Here is a 24841-nt window from a genome sequence, read left to right as displayed (position 1 = left end):
TATAGCGCCATCCTGGTGCTTATTTTTAATTATATGGAACTTCCTGTTCCTGACCACTTAATCATATGAAAATTCTATTATTGCGTATAGACGCAAAGGGCCGGAATTGTTGTGAGCATATGCGTACAAGATAGGCTAAAAACTGTCCCAGGTTTATCCGCAGGAAATGGGGATAATTTTAGATCCTGGGACGTTGAGAATATTAGAAAAACCGAAAAATCGACTACTTTTTAAACAAAATTATTGGCAAGAACTATCAAAACTGCTCATAAAAAAGCCGACTTGTTTCCAAGCCGGGATTCTACTGATCTTTTAACTTTTTCTTTTATCTTAACTTACTGATATTTAAGTATTATTGCAATTGCATTTCGTATAACGCCCATTATGTTAAATGGCAGTAAATTATTTATCAAAATAATCTAAATTTTAACTTAGCGAACATAGGTGAAAGATATATTTTTTTTCTGAAATTCCCTTGCATAACTACCTAAAATTTTCATTGAGAAAACAAAATATAGAAAAACCATTCGATCTTTAGTGGTTATATCTGTTCCACCCCAAGATAAGTTTTTATTTCCAACTAAAGTCTCAAATTTTGGATCATCACATTTAGGTATTGGTGTTGTTCCGAAGTTTGGTAAAAGATCAATTCTTAATCTAATGTCATTAAGTTGATCTATAGTAATTTTTGCTGAAGTATCATGAGCATATCTATTTCTTATGTTATTAAATAACTTAAAAATTACTGCTAAATCTTCGGAGAGTCCTAATTTTTTTGCAATTTTAATTTTTTTGTCAAATCCAATGAACCCGAAGTCAAAAAAATCAGAATTATTTGTAATTTTATTGCACCAAATATTTAAAAACTCCTCTAAACAGAAGTGAATACGAAGTACTGCTCCAATTAGATCTTGCGTATTAGTTAATGCAGTAATTATTTCATCATCAAATGCCCCAATTACATCGCCACCAATTCGTACCATACCTTGCATTTCTATGCTTTTAGTTTCCGTTGGTGATGTAACCCCAATACCATTAATATTCATCGTTTTTCTCTAACTATTCATAAGACACTGAAAAAATAATTATTTCATTGAATTTAATAAGAATACCTTATATACCTTCTGTTAAATATAAGGAAAGTAAGACATGACTGTAAATATAACGACCAATGTAAATGGGCTCAAACTATTAAACTCTGGAATTATTCATACTCAATCAAAATTAATTGAGATAAATATTGATGGAGTAAAAGTAAACTTCCATTTTAGATATAGTGATATTGAGCCATTAGATTCTTTCAAAGTACAAAATGTAGAGCATGTAGAGATTAATTTTTTTGTTATTAATGCTCAAAATGGTTTGGGTACAGGACATTTTGAACCATATAAAGTAAAAAACTCTACTGAGGGAGCCTTATACATAACATTTATTGTGCAGCCATTTGGAACTGATGCCAGGCAGTTAACGTATAGTATTCTTACGGATTGTTAAAAATTCCTAAAATTAACATAATGCACGTTATACGAAATGCGTTATAATTATTTATAGAAATCAATGCTGTAGTTTCTAGTTTATAGCCCGAACATCCCTGTTCGGGCTTTTTTTATGATTTATCACGTTCCACGCTCAATAAGTGAGCAATGTTCCACGGGTTTGTTCATCTCAGTTAAACAATCCACATGAACGGTGGTGCAGGATATTATTGCCAATTTTTACCCTATTTCTTCTTGTTTTGTGGTCCTCTGATACTAAATAATTTAATCCAGTGTTTTGCTAATAGAGGTAAATATGTCAAATCAATATCTAATTGATGAAAGTGACAAAGAACGTGAGATTGCTAATGTCGCAGCGCGTGTACTTCAAGAATGCTTTATCGAAGCAAAACAAAATGGCCCCGTTCTTTATGTTGAAAATGATGTCTTAGTGAGCAAAGCACCGAATGGTGAACCAACTGTGGTTAAACACTTATATGGTCGTAATCAGCTCACCGAGTGGTTAATCGAGGAACTTTTAAAATTAAAAAGCGTCAGGTAGAAGATTGACGTTATTCATCATCGTTGAATACGGCATTTAATACACGCCCAAATAAACCCCGTTTTTTAGGTTGTGGTGCTGCCATATTTTGCAACGTGGCACGCTGTGGCGTTTGGCTGTCGCGTACTGTGGCATCTTGTTGTGGCATTGCCACACTTGCTGCCACATCCTTATTTAAATTTTCTTTATTTTCAATATCTTGATCTGTTGTTGCATGCTGTGGTGTTTGGCTGTCGCATGCTGTAGCGTCAGGGTGTTGCACTGCTGTGGCAGGTGCCACACTTTTTAACTCAATAAGGGTTTGCATACGGTCAATTTGTTGCATCAAACGTTCTTCACGTTCTTGGTATTTTCTGACTTCATTTTCTAAATGAGCGATGAGTTTTTGTGTTGCGGTATCACTACTTTGTCTCTGTGGTTCAGTCGGTTTAGATACTTGTTCTGGTTCACCAAAGCATCGAATCACTTCGGCAATATCAAATTGGCCATCACTGGAACGTGATAAGCGTCCATTGCGTACAGCTCTGTAGATAGTTGATCTATCGACATTAAACTGTTTGGATACTTCGCTCAGTGAGAGTTTAGCCATTTAGTTTTCAAGTCCTATTTATTATCTTTGAAGGCAAATAATATAAGCATGAGCATATATTTTATGTCAAAACTGACCTTTATTTTAGAGTTACACCATATACCGCAGATATGAAATACTCTGGTAAATATATAATATTTAATATTTTCTTATAGTAAAAAAACGAATAAGCCCCACTTGACTTACATCAAGCAGGGCTCTATATTCGTCGGTACGCAGTTATTTGATGGACAAACATCAAGTAACGAAGATCATAAGGTTTGGCGACCGTTATGATTTCACCCAAAGGCTTTTGTACCTGAACTCTATTTTCACTGTTATGTGCAGTAATATCAAGCCCAAATTGAAAAGTCTTCGTTAGTTAAGTGTTTTTTTTCATCAAACAAGTATCTTAGATCGAGCTTTGCCCGCTTCTGCGTGTCCATTTTATGGTCGGCATGCAGTACGTGTGGTAGGAATAAGTGTCACTGGCGTACTGTAGCTATAGTCGAAAGGCTAAACCGCTACAGGGGAACTTCACATAAGCGGAGCGTTGGGAGTAGTTACATCGGACTGTTAAGTTGTATGTTGGGGAAACCCTCGCAGAGATACAGCCGTGTAGCGACAAGGAGCGCGTGGAGAGAGGTGCAAAGCCTTTAGTCCTTGTCTGCATAGTCAGCAAAGCTATGTGCGGATACGACCGATGCGTGGCTCCGTCAGCCCAATCAGGTTATTCGGCAATACTTAAGGGATTGTGATTTTTCTCAAAATCGCGCCCTTAGGGTGAGTATTGCCGAAACTCACTCAACGTTCACCATCAGCCCGAGCAAAGCGAGGGATGTGGGGACTTGAGTGAGTGAGAGCACTTAGTAGTTAGTAGAATGTTCTTATTTATCTTTGATCTATTTGATAGTGCTATTTAAACGCAAGAAATAGGGGGTTATAGCTCATTTAACTCTTTTTCTAATCAAAGATACATTCTTAAGATTAAATAGCTTAAATCGCAAATGAGAGAGAAATAGAGATATTTATTGTGATTAAAAGTTATTTCTTTAGCTTTACTAATAATTTTTACAATTAGTTAGAAAAAGTTTTTTAAATTAAAAGTTTTTGTCATTCTCAATTTTCTAGTAGACATCCCATACCCCTTTGATCTTTGGCATAGATCGGGGGATGGGTGCATATCTCACTAACGTAGAGTTCACGCAATTTAACGCAGTTCAACATGCCAAATTTGAACCATGAACGCCTTTTTTATCAAAAAAAATGGTAAACCATCGAATTTTAAGTTATTACAACTAATTGTTTTCTAACAAATAAATATTTTCAAAAATTGTAATCCAACTTAAAAAAGCTTTGCTTAAAACAGGTCATCCGATTAGCTTTGCACACATCTGACCCAGCATAGACTTCCTTGCCATCTCCCGATGGTCGAAGTAGTTTCTACAACGAATTAAGTTCCACATTTCTTAAATTTTCAAACAATTCAAACAGTTGAAAATCTGTATGTCATTAAATTTAGTTTAGCTCAAGCGACCAACTTGCGCAGCAGAGAGTGACCAAACTCCCCTTTAACCTTTTGATTTTTCTTGACTCATGCCACTGTTACCATGACATAAGCACTTACTCAATGCGTACCTCTACGCATCCCAACATCACTTTTTCGCAAAACCACGATTCCCTTAACAGACCATTTCTGGCACGGTAGCTATGGTTTTTACCCTCGCAAGCAAGGAATACAATTTCCACGACAAAAGTCACTTTATATGCGCTACTCAAGATCGCTCCCACACTTCACCATTTAACATCTGCATTTAACCAATTCATGCAGCATACGGTGCTGTGCTTCCCAAGTTAGTTATTGAAGCCTTAATTTGCAGAACGCCTATCCTCTAGACCATCTGATTTTTTCCATTCTTCACGATTCGCAGTCCCAAAAAATCGCTTACAAAATCAGATCGTCATTACTGAGGGTAAAGCACACGCAATACACATAGCGAGTCGCACTCTCGCATTTACACGTTTGAGCTATCAATTGACCTCGACTTTCATCGAGTGCCAGTTACGCCATCTTTCGACTTGTAACCCTCCAACTTCTCAGTTGGCTCAAAATCCATCGTGTGTGTCACGAACCAGACCAACATAACTCGTGCATCAATCTGGAACGGTGGCTATTAACGGGGCTTTCATCCTGAATGCACCTAACCATTTCTTCAAAACAGGATTTCAGTATCAAAATACCTAGCATGGCTATCACTACCCATGCGCCACGTCACCGTGATTCCGTTTCCTTGTCGCCCAACTCCTAGCCTAAGCCAAGAATAGATATTGGATTGGATCGAAGGTGAGTATTTCATCTCACCAGCTCCCATCAAAGCGTACCGAGCTAAATTTCTCCAGCAGTCCGCTTCGTCAGGTACTCTCCGACTGGTTAGGTCAGCGAGTATGAGCAGTTTAAAAATCAAAGTTTTAGTGTGCCAAAGGCACACTAAAACACGGTTTAAAAGGTCGGTTTTAATGCACTGGTCAGGCGCACTTCATTCAATGATGAAATGAGCATAAAACATAAAATAAGTACCGTCTATCTGATTTTGCAGGAACTACTATTTACTCTATTACAAATATTCCGGAGAAACCAATTCTAATGCCATACTTCGTATGGCAGGGCTACGCCCGAAAAGCTTTAAAAGTCTTATTTTTCTTTTACTACATTACAATGTTTATTTTGCACAAAAAATGGGTTATTTTGACTAAAAACCCTAGATTACAAAATTTAAAATGATTGTCTTTAGTCCAAATGGAAAATATACACTTCAACGGTTAGCTGACCACGTAGCAAATGGGGCATATTTTTATACCCATTTTAGTTTTGATAGCAGTCAAAAAAGTATTGATGATTTACTTGAGAAATTAACGGCCAGATATGACCTCAATCAAACTCCAAGACAACGGACTTATCGACTTGAAAAAGGCCTGCCGATTTGTACTTTGATCTTGCAGCGTGAGGTTTTTAACCCGAATTTATGGAATTTACATTTATTGTTTACGACCCCAAATAGTCGTGATTTTAATTTACAAAATGGTGTGACCGTTTCTAAAATTACCAAGATAAAAGATCGAGATAAAATCAGTAAATTACAAGAAAGATTTAAAGATTTTAATTGGATTAAGCCAACTATTGATGCTGAAATTGCAGCGATTCAAAAGTACTTTAGTGACAATGAGAATTTACAGTTTATCTTGAATGATCCAATTTGCTTCAAAGCCACACAGCACATGGTTTTCGAGCTAGTGAGGACTGATCATAAGAGCTATAAGCAGCTTGCTCAAAAAGACGATAAGGAATTTAAGGACCGAATTCGGTCATACGCTTGGTCATGGCGTTACTCTAAAGCCTCTTTCGAGGTTATGAAAAAAAGACTGGTGGACATTGTTAATAAACTGATTAGCCAAAAACGGAATAATGCAGCAGAGCGCAATAGAGCAGAGCTAAAGGCTTATTTCTCAATGCTTGAGCGGTGGGCAGTATTTAAGGCAAACCGCCAACAAACAGGACAGCTTTTGCATTTTGGCCAACGGTTTTTAAAGCGAAGACTGAAAAAATCATGGCAACAAATTGACATCAATCCGCCACATTTGACCTATCTACCACGACTGGAAACCTACGCTACCAATCTTGATGAATACATTGATCGGCGCAAGGCTTGGGATGAACATGGAATTGAGATACCGCTTGCAGTGATTCAATCATCAGATTCAAATCACGATATTGATGATTATATTGAGCGTGAGATTGCCCGGAGAAATCAGCATAACCAAGATATTCAGGATAAGTCGGATGAACTGTTTTTAGATGTTTTGCATTGATCCGTGGTGCTATGATTCAATTTCATTGAACCTGCAATGAGATAAAAAATGCCAAAATATCCGGATAGTTATTTTCTGACTCGACAAAAAATAGATGAGCTATGTACAGATGCCAAACAGGCTTCAAAATTGCTGGCTCCTTTATTTAAATTGAGCAAGCAGGGATACTATTCTTATCGAGTCGAATGGTCTGTCGAGGATGGCCAATATATCGGGCTTTGTAATGAATTTCCTTTATTAAGTTGGCTCGATTCTGACTCAGAGAAAGCACGTTTGGGCATTGAAAAGTTGGTTTCTGAAGTTGTCCTAGATATGGCTTCAAATGGAAAAAATAACTCCCTAAAATGAGCCAATAACTTTTTATATTTAAGTTTGAATTTTGCAGTTTTAATATCTTCCTTTTATTCGAAAAATTAAACATTTCTCTAATGATTCTATTTATAAAAATAAAAAGATTTTAACAATATTTCAGCGGATATAATGAGAACATTATTTTAATATTAACTATTTAAAATCAATAATTTACATTAATTTTAAAGAATGGTATTTTGTGGCTTTTAAGGAGATAGTCATGCTGAATTTCACCCACGAAGAATTAGAGAATGAAGATGATGAAGCAAACGATTGGGAAGAAGTTGAAGAATTAGAAAATCTGGAAGAGGAAGCTAAACTTATAGAAGTTGCCTTAATGAATTCGGCAGATGCTGAAACACTACTTTTTTTTGAAGAGAATAGTTTCACGCATAATGAAAAAATCAGATTTCTTGAACTACAGGCTAAAGAAAGAGTTCTAAAGATAAAACAGTTGCTTGAGAGTTTGTAAGAACTAGGCCTATGTACCTACAAATGAGAAAAAAGGAGATTAAGTTGTGGATCTCCTTTTTTAATTGCGTATAAGAGATTTTATGTTAAATGTTTTCTATAAGTTCGCTTTATAACCACCCCTAATTTGCTAGCAGGTTCTATATAACTTAGTATTCGCAAGTCTATTTGTTATTACTGTATAAGTAAAATTCAAGGCTCTTTAACAGGAACACCTCACGATTCAGAAAAAATGCTCGATTTTAGTCTATTAGCAAATATTCGTCCTGAAATAGAAACTGTACCGTTAGTAGGTGTTAATGATGCTTTACAACGTTTAAGAGCAGGAGATGTTAAGTTTAGATTTGTCATTCAAATGAATGCTTAAGTCTTTAACTTTTTAAATCTAAAAAACAGGAATTTCATTTATGTCTAAACACTATGATTATATTGCGATTGGCGGAGGCAGTGGCGGTATTGCATCAGTCAATCGTGCTGCCATGTATGGTAAGAAATGTGCACTGATAGAAATGGGTGATATTGGTGGAACCTGTGTCAACGTAGGATGTGTTCCTAAAAAAGTGATGTGGTATTCAGCTCAAATTGCCGATGCGATTCATAAATATGGTCCTGACTATGGCTTTAATACAGAATTGAAATCCTTTAACTGGAAGAAATTAGTTGAAAACAGACAAGCCTATATCAGCCGAATACATACATCGTATGACACAGGACTAGCTAAAAATAATGTTGATGTCATTCGAGGTTTTGCAAAATTTTTAGATGCTCAAACAATTGAAGTAAATGGTGAAACGTACACAGCTGACCATATTTTAATTGCTACGGGGACTCAAGCATTCAAACCTGAAATTGAAGGTGCTGAATATGGTATTGATTCCAATGGTTTCTTCGGATTAGAACACTTACCGAAGCGGACTGCTATTGTTGGTTCTGGCTATATTGCTGTGGAATTGGCAGGTGTTCTTAATGCATTGGGTTCGAATGTACAATTATTTATTCGTAAACATCAGCCTTTGCGTGGATTAGATCATTTCCTTGGTAAAACACTATTAGAGAATATGCGCAGTGAAAATATTAACGTGCATACTCATAGTCAGATTAACAAAGTGACTAAAGTTCAAGATAACTCACTTGTATTACACCTAGAAGATGGTACAGAACATAGTGTAGATTGCTTGATTTGGGCAATTGGTAGAAAACCTGCAACTGAAGCGATCAATCTTAATAAGACTCAAGTTCAATTGAACGAGAATCGCTTTATTCATGTTGATGCATATCAAAATACAACACAGTCTGGCATTTATGCAGTGGGTGATATTACAGGTAAAGTCGAGTTAACACCTGTTGCTGTGGCAGCGGGTCGAAGACTGTCTGAACGTTTATTTAACAATAAGCCAAATGAACATTTAGATTATGAAAATATTCCGACTGTGGTGTTTAGTCACCCACCTATTGGAACAGTTGGATTAACCGAAGATCAAGCCATAGAAAAATTTGGTAAAGATGCCATCAAAATTTATAGTTCTTCCTTTACATCCATGTATACAGCGATAACAGAACATCGACAACTCACAAAAATGAAATTAATTTGTGTAGGAACTGATGAGAAAGTGGTCGGAATTCATGGTATTGGATACGGTATGGATGAAATTCTGCAAGGCTTTGCTGTTGCTTTAAAAATGGGAGCAACTAAAAAAGACTTCGATAACACTTTAGCAATTCATCCGACTTCTGCTGAAGAATTCGTCACAATGCGTTAATCATTGATCATCTAAAAGAGCATTTATTTATATATTTGCTCTTATTTTTATATTCTATATCCAAATTATGAACTTTCAACAACTTAGAATTATTAGAGAACTCACTCAACATAATCTCAATTTATCACAAACAGCACATGCTCTAAAAACATCTCAATCTGGTTTAAGTAAAAAAGTCTTCTTTCATTATTATATCTTTTTATTTTTTGTAAATATTTACTTTAAGATATTGAATAACAAAATAAAATAAATGACAGCTTATGTGTCACTAACTAATGTCATTGATTGTCACTAAATTCTATAACTCATTGATATTATTTAATCAGAAATGACAACTTATGTGTCATCTGACGAATGTTGATAAATTAGTGGCTATGTAAGTGCTAATTTTACACTTCTCTATTATACTTTTTATCAAATTATTTTTAATAATATGCTACTACTTAATGAAAATATTAACTTTTTTGGTGATAACTCTCTTTTCATGTATGACTGCTCATGCTGCTGAGAGGAAATGGAGATCCTTAGCAGGTGTGATGTATTTAGATGAAAATTCTGTAGTTGTTACCAATGAACCTAAACTCGTTAATGCAACTATCTATGTGCATAATTCTAAAACAAACGAAAATTTGTTAAGTAATACTACAGTTGATTGTAAAGATAATACTTATTATATAGATGACTTAATTCAGGTATATGATGAAAAATTTATTCTAAAACGGGCAATTCTTTCTCCAATCAATACTAGACAAGACCCGAAAAAAATTACATCTGAGTCTCTTTATTTAGCTTTAGTAACTCTTTGTAATGACTCGAATAATGAGAGGTTTAGAGAAAAAGTATCTAATTTAAAATCACGTTATGATAGAAATTCTATTGGTCAACTTTACAATTTCATGGGCACTAATGAATGGTTCTTATTTCATGGAATGGTATCTGGTTTTGATACCATAAACGTTAAAGGATGTGAGTCCAACAATAAACTGGAAAATACTACAGACTGTAAAAGTGCAAAAGGTTTACTCCAAAATTATGGAAGCCTCAACTATATTCCAGATAATTACAGATATCAAAATGCGATAAATATTAAACAACTTGCGCTATCTGGAAAATTAGATGTTCTAAAGTCTATTAAACTCTATAGCACATGGTCTTCGTCTATTTACAAAAAAGCCGAGTCATACAGTAGGTCTAGTCAAGAATTATCTCGTGTACATAATACACCTTATACGAAACGTGTTATAATTTACCTTGAAATTCATATACTTATTTCAAAGTTTATAGCCCGAGCATCACTGTTCGGGCTTTTTTTATGATTTTTCACGTTCCACGCCTATTATTTGATCAATGTTCCACAACTTTGTTCATATCAGTTAAACAATCGTGGTTAATCATAGGGTCTAAAAAAACGGCTCCAAAAGCCTCTTTTCGGCTGCTCCGGTTCAACGTGATCCGGCACCGGAATCCGCTTATTTTCCCTCTGCTCCAGAGTAGTCAATCCGTCATGTTTCGGCTCAGGTTCTGACCGAGGATCCGTTGCTATATCTTGGCTAGATTTCGGATCGGTAAACGTAGTCATATTGGTTTTTGGAGCTTCCAGTAAGCGCTGCATAGCTTCAATCTGTTCTTGATAAAACGATTCACGTTCTAGTGATTGATTTTCTCTCTGCACTGCCTGATTTAATTGTTTTTCTAGTATTTCAACTTGACGTTTTAATAAGTCAACTTCTGTTAAGTTTTGACTGTTAGTTGATTGACTTTGGTTGACAGTAGAGTTGTTTTTTTGTGGCTCTCCAAAGACCCTCAAAGCCTCTGAAAAGTCAATCAATCCATCAGATCCTTTTGATAAATTTCCTTTATTTATATGGGCATAAATAGCCTGTCTAGAGTATCCATATAGTTTTGCTAGTTCTGAAACTGACAGTTTTTTCATTATGTAAACCAGTTTTCAACTTGTGTTAAAAATTGACTATTAATTTAACAACTTCAATTAACAATGTCATTGAAATCCTACTTTTTTGAGCAAAGGAAGTAATTCCCTAAATTTCTCTGTATCTTGCAGCATATTGGCTATACGTATAGCAAACTGCTGATAGCTCTCTGTACCTTGTGAATATTTACTCATCTCAGGAAGTTCGGATAGCTTATTGGCGAATAGGTGACGTTGTTTATCTGTCATTGTTGAAAAGAGGTCTAATGTATTTGAATCTCTTTTAGATCCGACAGATTGAATGGCCGACTTTTTTTGATTAAAGCTAAATGAAAAGCCTGTAATTGATCTGCCCGTCTTATGCTGTTCAACTTTGACAGTAATATCGGTATGTTCATTGACTTGTTTTAATGCAATGTCTAAGACATATTTTTTAAAATCATACATTCGTTTGTATTCAGTATCGAGTACCCCTATTTTTTGTCTGAAGTCGTACAGGGTTATGAGAGGCGTTTTTCCGGTACTACGCCATGCAATTAATATTTCATATAAACGAACGGCATAAGCACTTGTTAAATTGCTTATTTGTTGTATTTCATACTTTGTAAATTGTTCTTCTAGTCTAGTAATTAAAGGCACAATAGCGGGAGCAAAGATAAGTCTAACAACAGCCTCATTATCAATATAAGCAACCTCACTCACCCATCTTGATTTGTGATTAATAACATTTCCTTTTTCACTAAGGCTTTGATAACTAAATTGTCTTGCGAATAGATCATCACAAGCATCTTTTAATGCTTGATAAGCCGTATTTCGATGAACACCAAATTGATTGATATAACTTTCAGCATGAACTGTTAGAGGATCATTAGCATTTATTCCTTTACCCGACTCCCTTGCTTCAAGAATCGCTAGAAGAATTAACCGTTGCTCCACTAGATCAAGGTTATAACTGGCATTAATTAAGGCATTATCTTTAACTATTAGTTCTGTTTTCATATGAAAAGATTATGTTTTTAATTTAATAAGACGAGGTTATATTATCAACTCGCTTAATGCAAGGTAAACCTCGTTTTAATGCAAGGTAAACCTCGTTTTAATGCAAGGTAAACCTCGTTTTAATGCAAGGTAAACCTCGTTTTATAATCTCTAAGAATGTTATAAATAAAGGTTTTTAGACCATCTAAAAGCATTTAAAAACTTTAAAATAATTAAAAGCCCAAGGAGTGAAAAATTGCCCTTGGTTTTCGCTACGCTCAAACTCTATTGAATCTCGCTTTCGCTCGATTCGACGGGGCAATTTTTTGGTTTATGTTTACGTGTATTTAAAAAAAGTCAAAAGCAAGATCAAAAGCAACTCGGAATTCGCTTCGCTCATAAAGCTTTTTTACTCGCTACGCTCGATCTAGACTCAAATATAGAGTCGTCGCTTTGCTCGGTTAATCTCTTTTAGCTGCAAAAGGAAGCTTGTAATCAGGAAAAGAGCAGCGCGAAATTTTTATATCGCTCTGTCGCTCGTAGACACTCGCTCGGTAAATCATTGTTTAGATTAATTAAAAATTAAAATCTAAATCATTTTTGGGCTTTGTTTTATATTCGTGTTCATCGCTTTGAGAAACATTATGTTGAGGGGATGAGTTTTTAATTTGGTAAATATCACTTTTGATATTCTCAAAACGCTTTAAACATGTTTGGTATGCAGCTCTATGCTGTTCAAAGTGGGCATCTTGCCGTTCTAAAATCTTCTCGCATTGCAGATATTTCAGCATGCGTTGATCATTTTTGATGATCTGTTCAATTTTTTCATAGTCAGATTTATTCAAGTTTCGACTTGCTCGGCTCATGTAGGTTTCTAAGTTTTCCGCTTTTTTCTGTGTGTAATCAATCAATAGTAATGTGTCCTGGTTATTGAAGGCTTGTTGCTGTTCATCACATAGTTCTTTGTGATAAAGAACATAGTCGGGGTAATAGTTGTCATTGCGCAATGAACTGAGGTGAAAATCTGTAGCCGGCTTAGGCATTAGTCGAATGTCCGCTACTGTAGTTTCTAGTCCCCCAAGTTGTTGATTAATTCGACTAATTTTTCCACTTTCTCCACGAGCATGTCGATTTGCTTGCTCTGCATCTCTAGATCTTTGTAAAAGTTGTCGGGTACCTTCACTTGCGAGATTTTCAAGAGTGCGTTCTCGAGATCGGCCTGCTGTGTGTTGATATTCGATTGAATCGGTTTCAATTCGGCCTTCACTAAAGCGCTGATAATGTTGTTTAAATTCAGTTGCTTCAAAGTTTGTGTTAATTGCGTCTGCAATTGCATCAGCACATTGTTTTGAAATGCTTGCTGTAATTGCTCGGAAAAGTTGCCCTGCTCGAGCTTTGAAAGTTCTGATTTCATGGCCAGGATCAAGGCTTGTAGGGTTTCGTTCTCGGTTTTCAAATGGGTGATTTTGTTTTGTAAGCTCTGCTCGACTTCGCTGTATTTGCTCAAGATGTTTTTTAATGAACTCACTTGTTGATTCAATGCGTTGTTTTGCTCTGTTAACAAGTTGATTTGTTGACTCAATAAGTCGTTTTGCTCTTTCAAAAAATGGTCGATTTCGGTCTGCATAGTTTTCTTCCGTAATTAATACATGTTGCTGTTTTGATTTGAAATTATTTGTGAGTTCTGTTGAATCACTTCGCGTTGTGCTGTGATCGTTTTTAAGTTTGAACTTGCTTGATAGCTGAGTAAGAAACTCATTAAAAGAATCAGCACTCCAAAAACTATAATTCCGTATAGGAGGTAGGTTGCTCTCTGAGTACTCAATTTTTCCGTGATGAAGGTCTGGATGTCGCTCTGGATCTGTTCGCTTTGGTTTGCTAGTGCTTGTTGGACTTGGCTTTGGATACTCTGCTGCAGGCTCTCTTGATCGATCTTGATGCTTTTCAACTGGCTGTTGATGTGCTCCTGTAACGCCTCGATTGATGTTGAAAACGAATTGATGTTGGTTGTGACGGTTTCGATGCTCGATATATCGATATTCGATAGCTGTACTTGTAATGCTTGTATTTGCTCCATATAGCTCGTTGTGAGCATTTTGATGGATTGGGGTGATAGATTCTCTATCTCGCTCAAAATCGAGTGTAGATGCGATTCTAGGGCTATTGTCGTTTGCTGTACTTGGTGTAAAAGAATGGTGCCTTCTGTGATAGGTTTCTCGCTTTGTGCGATATTCTTCACGAAGCTTTCCAGTTTGATTGATAGCTGCTGCAAGTTCACTTGGAGAGTTTCTACGCTCTCGTTCTGCTTTGATATGCTCTGATAAAAGTTCTCTGCTGAAATTGTCATGATATAAAAATCCTTTGAGTCTGTGTTTTTTGCCGCCTGTCAGCTCTACGGTGAGATAATCTCGGCCTTGTTTGACGGACTTTACGTCTTTATGTTTTTTAATTTCTTGAACGATGTCAGCACGCGTCTTAATGCCGCTGAGTGGGTGAGCCGCAAGGCGTGAGATAGAGTCGTCTATAAATTTGCAAAACTGTTTTTTTGTAAGATCTTGAAGAGATTCAGCATCCATAATCTTTTTTGCTTGAGCATGGAGTTTTGCAACATAATTCGGCTCTTGTCTGGACTTCATTAAAAGCAAATCATCCGGACGTGACCAATTGTTTTTTAAGTTAAAGTGATCTCTGAGCGCATCAAAATGTTTCTCATGTCCTGGCGGGGCTATATTCAGTGATTTTCCGCTTTGTATGTCGAGTCGAGGGGTTAAAACGTGGATGTGCTTGGAGCCGTCTTGATCTGTATGTAGCACCGCAAAAAGGTGATACTGCGATTGTTCCAATCCTGCGAAAGCATGTTGTTCAAAGTCGTTAAGGACTTCTTTAATTTGCTCGTCCGTTGGGTCGTCTTCTTTTGACCAAGCGATGACGCCACTGGTGTACTTCCAAAGATGCGGACTGGAGTCACAAATGGCGTTAAACGTGGTTGCATCCCCTTTTAGAACTTGCACCCCTGCGCGCAAATCACCGTTGTGGTCATATTGATCTAAAAGGTATGCAGATGCTTTTGCTGGACTGCCTTTGCCGTGTTCTAAAAATTTAATATGCACTCTCATCAACCTCCGCTAAATCAATAGACTTGGGTTCAGCAGTGGTCTTTTCTTCTTCGAGTTGTAAATCTTTTAATTGCTTTTGAAGCCGTTCTTGGCTTTGCCGACTGATTTTTGGCAGCGCAGGAAAAATCCCTTCTAGTTCGATTTGGATGGCTTTTAAAACTAAAAAAATTTTTAAAATATCGAGTTTGCGCTGCTCTTGCGGATCTGCGTTTTTGATGATGTTTAATGCGCGTGCAATCTGATTAATGTTGTTGCCAATCTTGGCAAGCTCGAGCAATAAAGCTGGATCAGTTTTTTGGTAGCGTTTGACGACTTCAACGACTGTTTTTACTTTTGTTCTAAGGGGTTTTATTTCGTCTTGGATCTGTTGAACGGTGACAGTGTCTTGCATGATCTCACGTTGAATTAATGAATGAAGAAAATCTGAAAACTCTGAGTTTTCTTTTTTAAGATGGATTTCGAGTTGCTTTAGTTGCAATTCAGTCAAACGAAATGACTTTGTTTTTGTGCGTAACATGTCAGATTCTCAGCGTGCTTTTGCTTTTGGGGTCTTAGGGGTGAAACCCCTAACAAGTCCCTGTATGTAATTTTTGAAAAAAATGTAATACAGGTAGGCTTGCTTATGTGCTTTATGTCCGAACTTCTTATATCAGTGTTGAAAAAATAAAGTCTGTTTAAAGCGCAAAACGGATGAATTTTTAAAGAGGGTGTTATTTTTTGGAAAATTTGAGGAATAAAATGATTATTTTTGTTCTCGAAAGGGATGCTTTATTTAATTAAAAATGGGGGGAGACTAGTGATAAAACAGGCGAATTTGAAATCTGTATTTTATGAGTCAAATACAGATTTCATTATCGTTTTTTTAACATTCTGGGATAAGTTGTAGGAAGGCTTTTCTAACGTCAGAAAATTCAGCTTGAGGGTGATCTTGTAAAAAACATTCGGTCCAAATGAATGTTGCTTCATGGCCGTCATAACAATGATTTACATCCAGATAAAAAGCCAATCGTGCCGTTATGCAAAGTTCAAGATCATTAATTAATGTCAATCCAATCTTTTTTGCTTGAGAAGAAATAAGAAGCTTGGGCTGTACGAAATGGTTCATAAAAACAAGTCCTATCAAAAGAGTAAAAGTGCTTGATAAGAATAGTTAAACACATAAATATTGTGATTAACACATTATTTATGTGTTTGAATGTAAATAAATGATCTGTGCTATACTTTCCCATCAGAACAATTCTGCTTTTTAAACTATGCCTTACGAAGAATTTCAAAGACTTATAGGTAAGTCTGGCCTGTCTATTAAAGAATTTGCAGCGCTTTTAGATATGAATGCGAATTCAATTACCAACTATAAAAAGAACGGTAAAGTGCCCACTACCATTGCAGTGATTGCGATCGTAATTTCAGATATGAAGGATGATGGTCTGGACTTTTATCCAATTTTTGAGAAAGTTCGAGCTTATCGTGATCAATAGAGTATTTGATGTGAACCCAATTAAAGTTTTAATTGGGTCCTAGCGCGTGCTGCTGCATTTCGTAGATGAGATTTTATGTTAAATCTAGCCTGTTTACCCTTTTATTTTTGAATTGTTTACTAGATGGCAGCATAGTTGAGTAAAATCGAATAATATGATTAGAATCATGAAATTTAGTGCGTAATCCAGACTATTACTTTAAATAGTTAGCTTTTTGCTCTCTACAATTCAGATTAATATAATTATCTATATTGGATATAGGCACATTCAATGAAAATTTTTAAATATTCATTTGTAATTCTAGCTGTAGTTTCAGTCTCTGCTTATACCATGAGTGACCGGCAGTCCACACAGTTTCAGGTCAAAATAAAAGTCAATGAAATTTGTGATATCGGCACAGGTTCTACTTCTAATATAGATTTTGGTACGATTTCTCGTAATACCCAAAATATCCAGGCAACGGGTAGTCTAAATGTCTCATGTACTAATGGTACGCCTTACAATATTTCACTAAATAGTGATGGTACACTAAAGAATACTCAGGATGCTTCCTTGAAGCTTTCATATCGACTTTATCAAGATGCATCTATGAGCAAAGAATGGGGAAACAGCTCTGAAAATCTTTTTTCACAACACGGTACAGGACAAACTCAAAATATTACCATTTGGGGGAAAGTGCCTGATACTAACGTTCCTGCCGGTCAATATATAGATACAGTTACTGCTACGATTACCTATTAAATATAGAGTTTTCTAATAAGTTAAAGTCACAGTAATGGTATCGGAGTATTTCCCTATACTGCTAATGCTTTGCGATGGGACCATCGCATAAACAGGGATAGTCTGGTGGGTTATAGAATATGAAGTATCCGCCTGCCAAGTGTTCGAGTGACTTGGATCCTGATATAAACCGTATTGAATATAACTTCCTAAAGAATTTTTCATACGTCTTTGTGATCCCAATGGATTTATACCATTATTTAAACTTACCTTCATATTGGTACCCATTGGACATGCTAATTGAATAGTCCCTGAACGATATAAAGTATTATTCAATAGCTCCACTGAACCAAAATCTATATCTGATGCAGATAAAATCAAACAGCTATTTTCATAGTTAGAATTGACGACTATATTGTTAGTCGAGCTATTTTGACTAGCTAGAGCTTCTAAATCTGAAGGTACTTCTAAGCCATAGCGATAAGCATAGTATAGCTTTATGGAAGTACTATTGGTTTTATAGGAGCCAGCAGGTACATTTTGTCCTGCAAGAACTTGACCATACATTTTGACTAATGTACTCGGATTTCCTGTATTAGCACCTACTTGAACAGACTGGCACTGAGCTGTATTTTTAGCGTCTGAGTTTGGTATCTTGCGTGTTCGTGCGACATCATAATATAAGTTATAATTTAATAAGGAAGCAGGATAGTTATCATAGTTAATCATTGTGCGAGGATCTTTAGCCGCTGGATCTATACTATCAACTACCATACATATCTTATATGTCACGGGCTGACTCCAGTTTGAATTACATGTTACGGTAATATCCGTAGAAGCTGTCATCGAGCCTTGGATGTTCGCTGTGCCTAGGCTTAAATTACCTCCACTTACCCAGCAACTCTCTGCATAAGCAGATGAAGAGCATAGGCTATAAGCTAAAAACAATAAGCTCATACAAGCTAAACGCTTGATGAGGCCATAAGCTTTGATTCGGTTAAATTGATGAGTTATTGACATACCACCCTTCCTAAATCGCTAAAACCTTCAAGAGTGGAAACTTCAGGAAGATTCACTTGGCATTGCTTAAGCTCATCGCCAATATATAATTTATTATTTTTCACATCATCTAAATATACAATACCATCATGAGCTACAATGGTTTTAGGAGGCTGCTGTATTGATGGTTGAATATCCCAAACAGATTTACCCACTGCTAGATTCTCTCCCTGATCATCGACTGCCTGTAATTGAACGGATTTCACTTGATACATTGGAAAACGAACGAATACACCACTTGCCTGACGAGGTACAACATCTTGCTGTGTTGTTTCTATTTTTAAATTTATGGGTAGGTTCAGGGTATCAACTGCTACACTATTATGCTGATATGGATTTAGACGATCTAATAGCAAATATCCTTTCTGATTAGTTTTACCAATCAAACGATTCTCCATACGCACCGGTACGCTAGCAATATTATCTGTTGAGACAATAGCAAATGAACCGTTACTCAAACGCGTGGGTAGTATCACGTCTTTTAGAATAACTAACCCTCCGTTGACTGAGGCAAATGCACTGGTATTATTTTGTTGGTCTGATGCTGTATGTTGCACATTTAATTGTGCTAACCCATAGCGACCGAGATAGTCGATCTGCCCCTGAAATTGTGAGTATTGAGCTGTACGATTGGTCATTGCTTGCCATCCCATCCCTCCCTGATCTTGATTTAGCGCATGCATTATATTGACACCAAACTGTTGGTTATCATGACTACGCTGTATTGATGCTGTGGCTGAGTTGCGTTGCGCCCAAGGGATATTAAGTGATAGATAGTAACTATCTTTCTTATTAATTAAATCATGCGTATAACCTAAATTTAGGTTCATACGTTGCGGCAAGATATAAGACCAGTTTAGCAATACAAACTTACTCTCTTGCTCCGTATATTTTTGCTGGATATAGCTACTTCCCAACTGACCAATTTTAGTATTAAAACCTATATAAAATTGGTCTGACCTACTGGCAAATACCGCATCATTCAAGCTAGCAATATCATTAAACTCACCAAACTGTCGTAGCCCATTATAATTTAAACTTATTAATTTAGAGTTCCAACTATAACCTAGGCCTAATAATTGTCCATGTTGCTCAGGTGTACGACTATAAGCATAAGAGAGATTAAGCTGTCCTGCACGTTTGCCTAATTGATAAAGTGTGCCTAGTCCTACCTGTTGCAATTGATAGGTCAATTCAGTATGTGTTTCCAGAGTAAGTTTATTTGATATTCCATAACGATAGCTTCCACTAAATGCAGGATCTTGTGCATAATCAAATGAAGATAAGCCATAATTTAACTTTGGATAACCTACATTAAAAGACCAGTCATTTAAGCTTTTTGCGAGTAGATTATTCGTACCATATAAGGGAATATTCAGTACTTGCTGTTGACCATTAATATCTGTAATGACCATTTGTGCATTGCCTGCACCTGTAATACTGGGGACTGATTGAATATCAAATTGTCCTGGTACGACATATTGAGAAGCCTGCTTAATACCATTAATTATTAAATCTACTTGTGAAGGCAATGCTACCTGACCTTTAAAACTCATTAAGGGGGTCGTCACGGTATAGGGTTGTAAAGCAAAATTTTTCGATAAACTAAGACCACTCAAGCGAGTAGAGCGTGTCCATGACAGTGCATTACTTTGTGCATCACCTAAACGTAGTCTAAGCAATTGTTCTGGGATATCTTTTTCCCAATATGTATCCAGTATATGATGATTTATAAAGGCATTATCTTGATATTGGTAGCTACTAGAAAGGCTGAATACCCCACCAAATAGCCCAAAAACACGAAATTCATTCCAACCATTTAAAGAAAATATATTCTCATGCTGCTGAGCAAAGGCAGTGTAATTGAGCAAGACACCTGTTTTTTCATGCAATGGATTAACTTTTGCAGCAGGCAGATGCTGATAGCCATATTGATGTTGACTGCTTAACAGTGTAATAGGTACTTGGATTGAAATTTTTTGATTGAGGTCGTCATATTTATAGCTTAGCCCTACAATCTGATCAAGTGCGATATAGGGTACCTGATCAATTATGATTGGTGTTATCTCGGCAGTAATGGCGAAATTTTTTAAGGAAGCTACATCAATATAGAGTTGCTGATCTTGTTGTAAAAAATGACCAATTTGAATTTGTGCAGACTGATTTACTTCTACATCCAAATACAATTCCTGTTGAATCGCACTGTCTATATTATTGGATAAGTATTGTTCTGCAAATGTTGTCGGTGCTGTGACCAGCATCATTCCTGCAAGTATAAAATTGCTTGCTCGAACCTTCAATGATCAGAAACTCCCTATACCTAAAGCTTATTCTGTATCAGGGAGATAATGGTAGAGTTTGTTCACGAAGATCCATATTAACTACAGCTATAAACTTTCCACCACGCGTAACATTTATATTATTTGGAATTTTCCATTGCATGCTTTTCCCACTAAGTACATAACCCATCAATCCCATTTGAATTGGTATTTTTTTGCCTTGCGCATCCATGTAGGAAAACTGACTGAAGCGCTTATAATGACTAGACTGATTGTTGATTGTTAGTGTTTGCGTATTATATTTAAAGCTCATACCTTGCAGGGATGTTATGCCTTGATCTGTATCATTACTGTCCGATACTTTTAAAAAAACAGGAATGGAATATTTGAGTAACAATTGTAGACCACTTTGTACATCAGTCTGGGAGTTAGGTAATTCATCCACGATGAGACGATAAGCTTGTTCAGTCGTATTTGCTATTTGAGTATTGCGGATCAATCGAACCAATTGCCGTTGTCCGGCAGGAATGCTAATGACCATAGGACTAGCAATTAAATCTTTGGAGTTTGTTAAAATATCTTGTTGATTGCTTTGTGTCCAAGCGTTCACCCGTACTTGTGCACGAATACTCTCATTACCTGTATTGGTCAACCAAAGTTCTTTGACTTTTTCTTGTGGTGAAAATTCTAATAAAATAGGCGCAACTTGCAAACTGGCAGCATGCGCCTGTGTTATAAAAATACTAGCTGCCAAGATTCCTGCACCACAAATGTGAAATACATGAGAGAATTTGGCTGGCTTTTTCATGTGGACTCTTTACGATAATAAAAATTAATAAGTTACTGTAGCTGTGACGGTATCTGCATAGTTACCAGCGGGTACATTTGTAGAGCCAGATAATTTAGCAACTACAGGGATAGTCTGTACAGTACCTGAGCCAGTTGCAGAATATAGATTATCTTTGTTGTCCCATGCTGTACCACCGGATACTTTAAATAATTCATAAGCAATGCTATACGTAGAGTCAGTCGTATTAGTCATTTTCCCACTACTAGATAAACCAACGCTGTAGGGTGTTTTATTGGTACAAGTTACATTTAGATTACCCGTTTTATCTGTTGCTGTAAGACCACTATCTACTTTGTCGAAATCGATATCTGTAGCACTGATCGCACATGTTGATACAACTTCAATTTTAACTTGGAAGGTTGCATCCGCAAATTTAGTAGAATCAGTAGAAGCATTTGTTTGTCCTGCTATAAATACGCCAGAAGAAAGCAATAATGCTGTAGTGATAAAGTTTTTCATATAAGGACCTATTAATAATGAAACAGATGGTTTTTTTTAAAACTTGCTGTTATTTTTTAATAGTTTCATAAAAAAATTTTACTACTAAAAAATAGAGTGTGAAAAATATCACACTTTATGATTTTTTCAATATTTATTGACGTTATTTTAAGCAATTTTATTATTCCTAATTTATATTTTTTATTAAGTAACAGCTTTTTTGCACAAAGATTTATAATTTGAAGCATCCCCCAACTTACTCAAATTTAAGTTACAACTCGGGTATGAGGACGACCTAACTCCCGTTAGGTCAGGTGGCCTAACTTAAATAAAAAAGTCTCCGACAAACCGGGTACGGTTCATAAGGCAGTCGTTATCCGACTGGCCCTGCAACAACTTTAATTTAAGAAATTTAGACAATAAAAAGCCCGACATCCTGTCGGGCTTTTCTAGATTGGGTTGTTTGTCTTGCTGATCTCGTGCTGCCCATTCCTTGCGCTACTTTCTTATTCTTGTTTTTCTGGAAACATCCTGTTCCCTATATAGCCATCATAGGATTAATGCATTGAATTACCAATCCGCAAAATCCTTAAATCTATGTAAGTTTTAGCTTACAAAGTTGGCCTATTTTTATCCCAAGAGTTGTCCGCAGAAATTGGGGATGATTTAAGTCCTGAGTGGATTGATAACACACACTAAAGCTTCATTTTGATTAAATGTTGATCAATTTTATTGGCAAGAAGTATCAAATCTGCTCATAAAAAAGCCGACTTGTTTCTAAGTCGGCTTTTTGCAGTTTTTTAGGTCGGTCAAATTTTTTAACTATATGAAAAACAATAATATTTTAAAATGCATTTCGTATAAGCTCTATTATGTTAAATAGGGGGATAAAAATAAGAAAGTTGTTTTAAAAATTAACGATATTGCGTATATAAGCTTTTCATATAAAACTATTTTTTTGTGATCTATGGAATTCTTTATTTATCTAATAATATTTTTAATTTTTTTACCAGTAATTTCGCTCATATTAGGGGGTGGAGGAGTAATTCTTAAGTTTCTTTTTAGAATTTTACTCTCTAAAGGATTTAGTATCATTGTTCTCTTAATATTAATAGGATTCATACCTGGAATTTTTATTTGGGATAAAATGAATCCTAAAAAAGTAGCTGTGCTAGCGAATAATGCTATTAGGATCTATCCAACGCGAGAATGTAGATCAAAAACTTTATTTGAATACATAATACACCTTATACGAAATGCTATTTTTATTCTGATATAAATCATAATCTTATCGTATATAAAAAAGCCCAATCACTACCGATTGGGCTTTTTACGTGAATAGTCGTGTTCCACGTCTATTCTTTGATCAATGTTCCACACTTTTGATTAGCTCAGTTGAATAATGCCCTTAGCCATTCGGCAAGAAAAACCGGCTTAACCACCCTCTTTTCGGCTGCTCCGGTTCAACATGCTCCGGCACCGGAATACGCTTATTTTCTGTTTCGACCAGAGTAGTCAATCCGTCATGTTTAGCTTCTGCTGTGTCCGGTTCTGGAGCTGTTTTGGTCATGCTTGGTTGCAACGGTTCTTGATCGGTAAACGTAGTCATATTGGTTTTTGGGGCTTCTAATAGACGTTGCATTGCCTCAATTTGTTCGTCCTTAACATGTAACTGATCATTCTTAGCTTTTAATTCATCTCGTTGAAATTTCTCACGGTCATGAGCCTGTTCTAGCTGTTTTTGAAGCATGTGAACCTGTTGTTCAAGCAAGTGAACTTCTGACAACTTTCGTGTTTCGGTTGTCTGTGAACTGTTCACATGTTTAGATGGTTCACCAAAGACTCGAATAGCTTCAGAAAGATCAATTTTACCATCGCTATTCTTACTTAAATTACCTTTATTTATTTGTTTATAAACGGCTTGACGAGTCATTCCATAGAGGTTTGAAAGTTCGATAACAGATAGTGATTTCATGTTGTAATTTAGGTTGTCTATTATGTGAACTAAGATACATTAAGAAACAGTCAACCGCTACATACACAATCAAACCTCACCCTTTAAAACCTAAATTCCTAAGATGAGGAATAAATTGCTTTTGTTGTATTGGATCTCTAAGCATTTCTTTTATTCTTGATGCCAGTACATCATAGCTTTCTCCTTGAGCTGCTAAATGCGATAGCTCATGTAAGCGAGAAAGCTGATTGCCAAACATATTGATTTGAGCGTCTGTTAGTTTATAAACCTTATCTTGTTCGTTATGTTGATTAATACTTTTTGATTTTTCTTTAAATGAAAAAAGAATATGGGTGACTTTACGACCAGTTTTTTTCTGCTCATAGGAAACGCTTAATGGGCTGCATTCATTTATTTGGTCTACAGCAGTATCAATTACCCGTTTTTTGAAATCTGCAAATAGTGGGTATTTTTTGCCAAGCTCCAACATGCTTCGTAAGCTCTCAACAGAGATTTCACGCTTACCTATTTGTCTGTATTGCACCAATAATTCATAAATACGAATACCATATCCACTATTGATCCCAGCAATATCTGATAGAGCATACTTAGTAAATTCTCTACTTAAATTAGATATGAAGGGCAAGATAGGTTTTGAAAAACGAATACCAATGATACTTTGACTATCCAAAAACTGGATCTCTTGTACCCACCTCATTTTTATAGATTTATCATCAATACTAAGATTAATAGATCTTTCATAAAGTCTATTAATACCTTCTTTTAAGTCTCTGTATGCGGTTTTTTCATGTACTCCTAATAGCTGTAGTTCATTAACGCTTACAGGGTATAACTCATCATCAGTAATAGGCTGGCTCTTCGGAATACGTGAAATAGCTGCCAAGACGATACGCTGTTCTACAGCACTTAATTGATAGGAAGCTTCTATAACTTGATTTGATTTAACAATTTGATTCTTATCCAA

Annotated in this window: 22 protein-coding genes and 2 pseudogenes; 11 read left to right on the top strand and 13 right to left on the bottom strand. The window is 36.0% G+C overall.

The features are described from left to right. Positions 1-431 precede the first annotated feature (431 nt). Positions 432-1046 carry a hypothetical protein gene (locus tag AC4CUZ_RS19480; protein ID WP_336172121.1) on the bottom strand — a complete coding sequence of 205 codons (615 nt, stop codon included), beginning with the start codon at positions 1044-1046 and terminating at the stop codon, positions 432-434. Between the two features lie 103 nt (positions 1047-1149). On the opposite strand from AC4CUZ_RS19480, the gene AC4CUZ_RS19475 reads away from it, so the two are divergent. Together AC4CUZ_RS19475 and AC4CUZ_RS19470 are read left to right on the top strand one after the other, a co-directional pair. Continuing rightward, positions 1150-1494, top strand: a complete 345-nt coding sequence (locus AC4CUZ_RS19475) for a DUF6864 domain-containing function (RefSeq protein ID WP_336172120.1) — start codon at positions 1150-1152, stop codon at positions 1492-1494. Between the two features lie 297 nt (positions 1495-1791). Further along, positions 1792-2045, top strand: a pseudogene (locus AC4CUZ_RS19470) (hypothetical protein). Between the two features lie 2 nt (positions 2046-2047). Here AC4CUZ_RS19470 and AC4CUZ_RS19465 read toward each other — a convergent pair. After that, positions 2048-2626, bottom strand: a complete 579-nt coding sequence (locus tag AC4CUZ_RS19465) for a plasmid replication DNA-binding protein (RefSeq protein ID WP_490748128.1) — start codon at positions 2624-2626, stop codon at positions 2048-2050. A gap of 2757 nt (positions 2627-5383) precedes the next feature. On the opposite strand from AC4CUZ_RS19465, the gene AC4CUZ_RS19460 reads away from it, so the two are divergent. From AC4CUZ_RS19460 to AC4CUZ_RS19430, 7 genes and pseudogenes are all read left to right on the top strand, one after another. Beyond that, positions 5384-6472: a hypothetical protein gene (locus tag AC4CUZ_RS19460; RefSeq protein WP_490748127.1), complete on the top strand. Its 1089-nt coding sequence runs from the start codon at positions 5384-5386 to the stop codon at positions 6470-6472. Between the two features lie 48 nt (positions 6473-6520). Next, the gene (locus AC4CUZ_RS19455; protein ID WP_490748126.1) at positions 6521-6820 is read left to right on the top strand and encodes an antitoxin HicB; all 300 of its coding nucleotides are present in this window, start codon (positions 6521-6523) and stop codon (positions 6818-6820) included. Between the two features lie 223 nt (positions 6821-7043). Then, on the top strand, positions 7044-7295 hold the full coding sequence (locus tag AC4CUZ_RS19450; RefSeq protein WP_490748125.1) for a hypothetical protein: 252 nt from the start codon (positions 7044-7046) through the stop codon (positions 7293-7295). A gap of 231 nt (positions 7296-7526) precedes the next feature. Further along, complete coding sequence (locus tag AC4CUZ_RS19445; protein ID WP_266095202.1) at positions 7527-7661, top strand: hypothetical protein; 135 nt, start codon at positions 7527-7529, stop codon at positions 7659-7661. A gap of 40 nt (positions 7662-7701) precedes the next feature. Further along, on the top strand, positions 7702-9054 hold the full coding sequence (gene gorA / locus AC4CUZ_RS19440; protein WP_002122354.1) for a glutathione-disulfide reductase: 1353 nt from the start codon (positions 7702-7704) through the stop codon (positions 9052-9054). A 67-nt stretch (positions 9055-9121) separates the two neighbouring features. Then, positions 9122-9232 (top strand): annotated as a pseudogene (locus tag AC4CUZ_RS19435) (CysB family transcriptional regulator); the annotation flags it as partial. 268 nt (positions 9233-9500) lie between these two features. Continuing rightward, positions 9501-10370: a hypothetical protein gene (locus AC4CUZ_RS19430; protein WP_490748124.1), complete on the top strand. Its 870-nt coding sequence runs from the start codon at positions 9501-9503 to the stop codon at positions 10368-10370. 71 nt (positions 10371-10441) lie between these two features. Here AC4CUZ_RS19430 and AC4CUZ_RS19425 read toward each other — a convergent pair whose 3' ends face one another. The 5 genes from AC4CUZ_RS19425 to AC4CUZ_RS19405 all read right to left on the bottom strand — a co-directional run bounded on the left by AC4CUZ_RS19425 (position 10442) and on the right by AC4CUZ_RS19405 (position 16183). Beyond that, the gene (locus tag AC4CUZ_RS19425) at positions 10442-10987 is read right to left on the bottom strand and encodes a plasmid replication DNA-binding protein (RefSeq protein ID WP_005401974.1); all 546 of its coding nucleotides are present in this window, start codon (positions 10985-10987) and stop codon (positions 10442-10444) included. Between the two features lie 66 nt (positions 10988-11053). Further along, positions 11054-11983: a replication initiation protein RepM gene (repM, locus tag AC4CUZ_RS19420; protein ID WP_005401975.1), complete on the bottom strand. Its 930-nt coding sequence runs from the start codon at positions 11981-11983 to the stop codon at positions 11054-11056. Positions 11984-12537: 554 nt separating this feature from the next. Further along, positions 12538-15078 (bottom strand): mobilization protein, encoded by a 2541-nt coding sequence (locus AC4CUZ_RS19415; RefSeq protein ID WP_313391043.1) that lies wholly within the window; start codon positions 15076-15078, stop codon positions 12538-12540. Then, a complete protein-coding gene (gene mobC / locus AC4CUZ_RS19410; RefSeq protein WP_236770553.1) occupies positions 15062-15595 on the bottom strand; it encodes a plasmid mobilization relaxosome protein MobC in 534 nt (177 codons plus the stop codon). Before mobC ends, AC4CUZ_RS19415 begins: the two co-directional genes overlap by 17 nt. 345 nt (positions 15596-15940) lie before the next feature. Further along, entirely contained in the window at positions 15941-16183 is a 243-nt protein-coding gene (locus tag AC4CUZ_RS19405) for a hypothetical protein (protein ID WP_058870604.1), read from the bottom strand. Positions 16184-16331: 148 nt separating this feature from the next. Here AC4CUZ_RS19405 and AC4CUZ_RS19400 point away from each other — a divergent pair, with 148 nt between their 5' ends. Continuing rightward, complete coding sequence (locus AC4CUZ_RS19400; protein ID WP_058870605.1) at positions 16332-16556, top strand: helix-turn-helix domain-containing protein; 225 nt, start codon at positions 16332-16334, stop codon at positions 16554-16556. 270 nt (positions 16557-16826) lie between these two features. After that, positions 16827-17297, top strand: coding sequence for a Csu type fimbrial protein (locus AC4CUZ_RS19395; RefSeq protein WP_159138977.1), 471 nt, complete (start codon positions 16827-16829; stop codon positions 17295-17297). A gap of 12 nt (positions 17298-17309) precedes the next feature. Here the strand turns inward: AC4CUZ_RS19395 and AC4CUZ_RS19390 are convergent, their stop codons facing one another. From AC4CUZ_RS19390 to repM (AC4CUZ_RS19365), 6 genes are all read right to left on the bottom strand, one after another. Then, on the bottom strand, positions 17310-18296 hold the full coding sequence (locus tag AC4CUZ_RS19390; protein ID WP_490748122.1) for a Csu type fimbrial protein: 987 nt from the start codon (positions 18294-18296) through the stop codon (positions 17310-17312). Further along, positions 18287-20635: a fimbria/pilus outer membrane usher protein gene (locus AC4CUZ_RS19385; RefSeq protein ID WP_490748121.1), complete on the bottom strand. Its 2349-nt coding sequence runs from the start codon at positions 20633-20635 to the stop codon at positions 18287-18289. Before AC4CUZ_RS19385 ends, AC4CUZ_RS19390 begins: the two co-directional genes overlap by 10 nt. A gap of 37 nt (positions 20636-20672) precedes the next feature. Continuing rightward, on the bottom strand, positions 20673-21422 hold the full coding sequence (locus AC4CUZ_RS19380) for a fimbrial biogenesis chaperone (RefSeq protein ID WP_253161120.1): 750 nt from the start codon (positions 21420-21422) through the stop codon (positions 20673-20675). Positions 21423-21446: 24 nt separating this feature from the next. Then, positions 21447-21923 (bottom strand): Csu type fimbrial protein, encoded by a 477-nt coding sequence (locus tag AC4CUZ_RS19375; RefSeq protein ID WP_490748120.1) that lies wholly within the window; start codon positions 21921-21923, stop codon positions 21447-21449. A 1387-nt stretch (positions 21924-23310) separates the two neighbouring features. Beyond that, entirely contained in the window at positions 23311-23877 is a 567-nt protein-coding gene (locus tag AC4CUZ_RS19370; protein WP_068550826.1) for a plasmid replication DNA-binding protein, read from the bottom strand. Positions 23878-23953: 76 nt separating this feature from the next. After that, positions 23954-24841: a replication initiation protein RepM gene (repM, locus tag AC4CUZ_RS19365; RefSeq protein WP_068550825.1), complete on the bottom strand. Its 888-nt coding sequence runs from the start codon at positions 24839-24841 to the stop codon at positions 23954-23956.

The sequence above is a fragment of the Acinetobacter sp. 789_lipA genome (assembly GCF_058242845.1).
Note: the sequence above shows the minus strand (reverse complement) of the source record. Positions and strands in the feature narration are given on the sequence as shown.

Bases quoted from the DNA above. Each gene is read 5' to 3' on its own strand.
- AC4CUZ_RS19480 (WP_336172121.1), bottom strand. From the start codon at position 1,046: ATGAATATTAATGGTATTGGGGTTACATCACCAACGGAAACTAAAAGC.
- AC4CUZ_RS19475 (WP_336172120.1), top strand. From the start codon at position 1,150: ATGACTGTAAATATAACGACCAATGTAAATGGGCTCAAACTATTAAAC.
- AC4CUZ_RS19465 (WP_490748128.1), bottom strand. From the start codon at position 2,626: ATGGCTAAACTCTCACTGAGCGAAGTATCCAAACAGTTTAATGTCGAT.
- AC4CUZ_RS19460 (WP_490748127.1), top strand. From the start codon at position 5,384: ATGATTGTCTTTAGTCCAAATGGAAAATATACACTTCAACGGTTAGCT.
- AC4CUZ_RS19455 (WP_490748126.1), top strand. From the start codon at position 6,521: ATGCCAAAATATCCGGATAGTTATTTTCTGACTCGACAAAAAATAGAT.
- AC4CUZ_RS19450 (WP_490748125.1), top strand. From the start codon at position 7,044: ATGCTGAATTTCACCCACGAAGAATTAGAGAATGAAGATGATGAAGCA.
- AC4CUZ_RS19445 (WP_266095202.1), top strand. From the start codon at position 7,527: ATGCTCGATTTTAGTCTATTAGCAAATATTCGTCCTGAAATAGAAACT.
- gorA (WP_002122354.1), top strand. From the start codon at position 7,702: ATGTCTAAACACTATGATTATATTGCGATTGGCGGAGGCAGTGGCGGT.
- AC4CUZ_RS19430 (WP_490748124.1), top strand. From the start codon at position 9,501: ATGAAAATATTAACTTTTTTGGTGATAACTCTCTTTTCATGTATGACT.
- AC4CUZ_RS19425 (WP_005401974.1), bottom strand. From the start codon at position 10,987: ATGAAAAAACTGTCAGTTTCAGAACTAGCAAAACTATATGGATACTCT.
- repM (WP_005401975.1), bottom strand. From the start codon at position 11,983: ATGAAAACAGAACTAATAGTTAAAGATAATGCCTTAATTAATGCCAGT.
- AC4CUZ_RS19415 (WP_313391043.1), bottom strand. From the start codon at position 15,078: ATGAGAGTGCATATTAAATTTTTAGAACACGGCAAAGGCAGTCCAGCA.
- mobC (WP_236770553.1), bottom strand. From the start codon at position 15,595: ATGTTACGCACAAAAACAAAGTCATTTCGTTTGACTGAATTGCAACTA.
- AC4CUZ_RS19405 (WP_058870604.1), bottom strand. From the start codon at position 16,183: ATGAACCATTTCGTACAGCCCAAGCTTCTTATTTCTTCTCAAGCAAAA.
- AC4CUZ_RS19400 (WP_058870605.1), top strand. From the start codon at position 16,332: ATGCCTTACGAAGAATTTCAAAGACTTATAGGTAAGTCTGGCCTGTCT.
- AC4CUZ_RS19395 (WP_159138977.1), top strand. From the start codon at position 16,827: ATGAAAATTTTTAAATATTCATTTGTAATTCTAGCTGTAGTTTCAGTC.
- AC4CUZ_RS19390 (WP_490748122.1), bottom strand. From the start codon at position 18,296: ATGTCAATAACTCATCAATTTAACCGAATCAAAGCTTATGGCCTCATC.
- AC4CUZ_RS19380 (WP_253161120.1), bottom strand. From the start codon at position 21,422: ATGAAAAAGCCAGCCAAATTCTCTCATGTATTTCACATTTGTGGTGCA.
- AC4CUZ_RS19375 (WP_490748120.1), bottom strand. From the start codon at position 21,923: ATGAAAAACTTTATCACTACAGCATTATTGCTTTCTTCTGGCGTATTT.
- AC4CUZ_RS19370 (WP_068550826.1), bottom strand. From the start codon at position 23,877: ATGAAATCACTATCTGTTATCGAACTTTCAAACCTCTATGGAATGACT.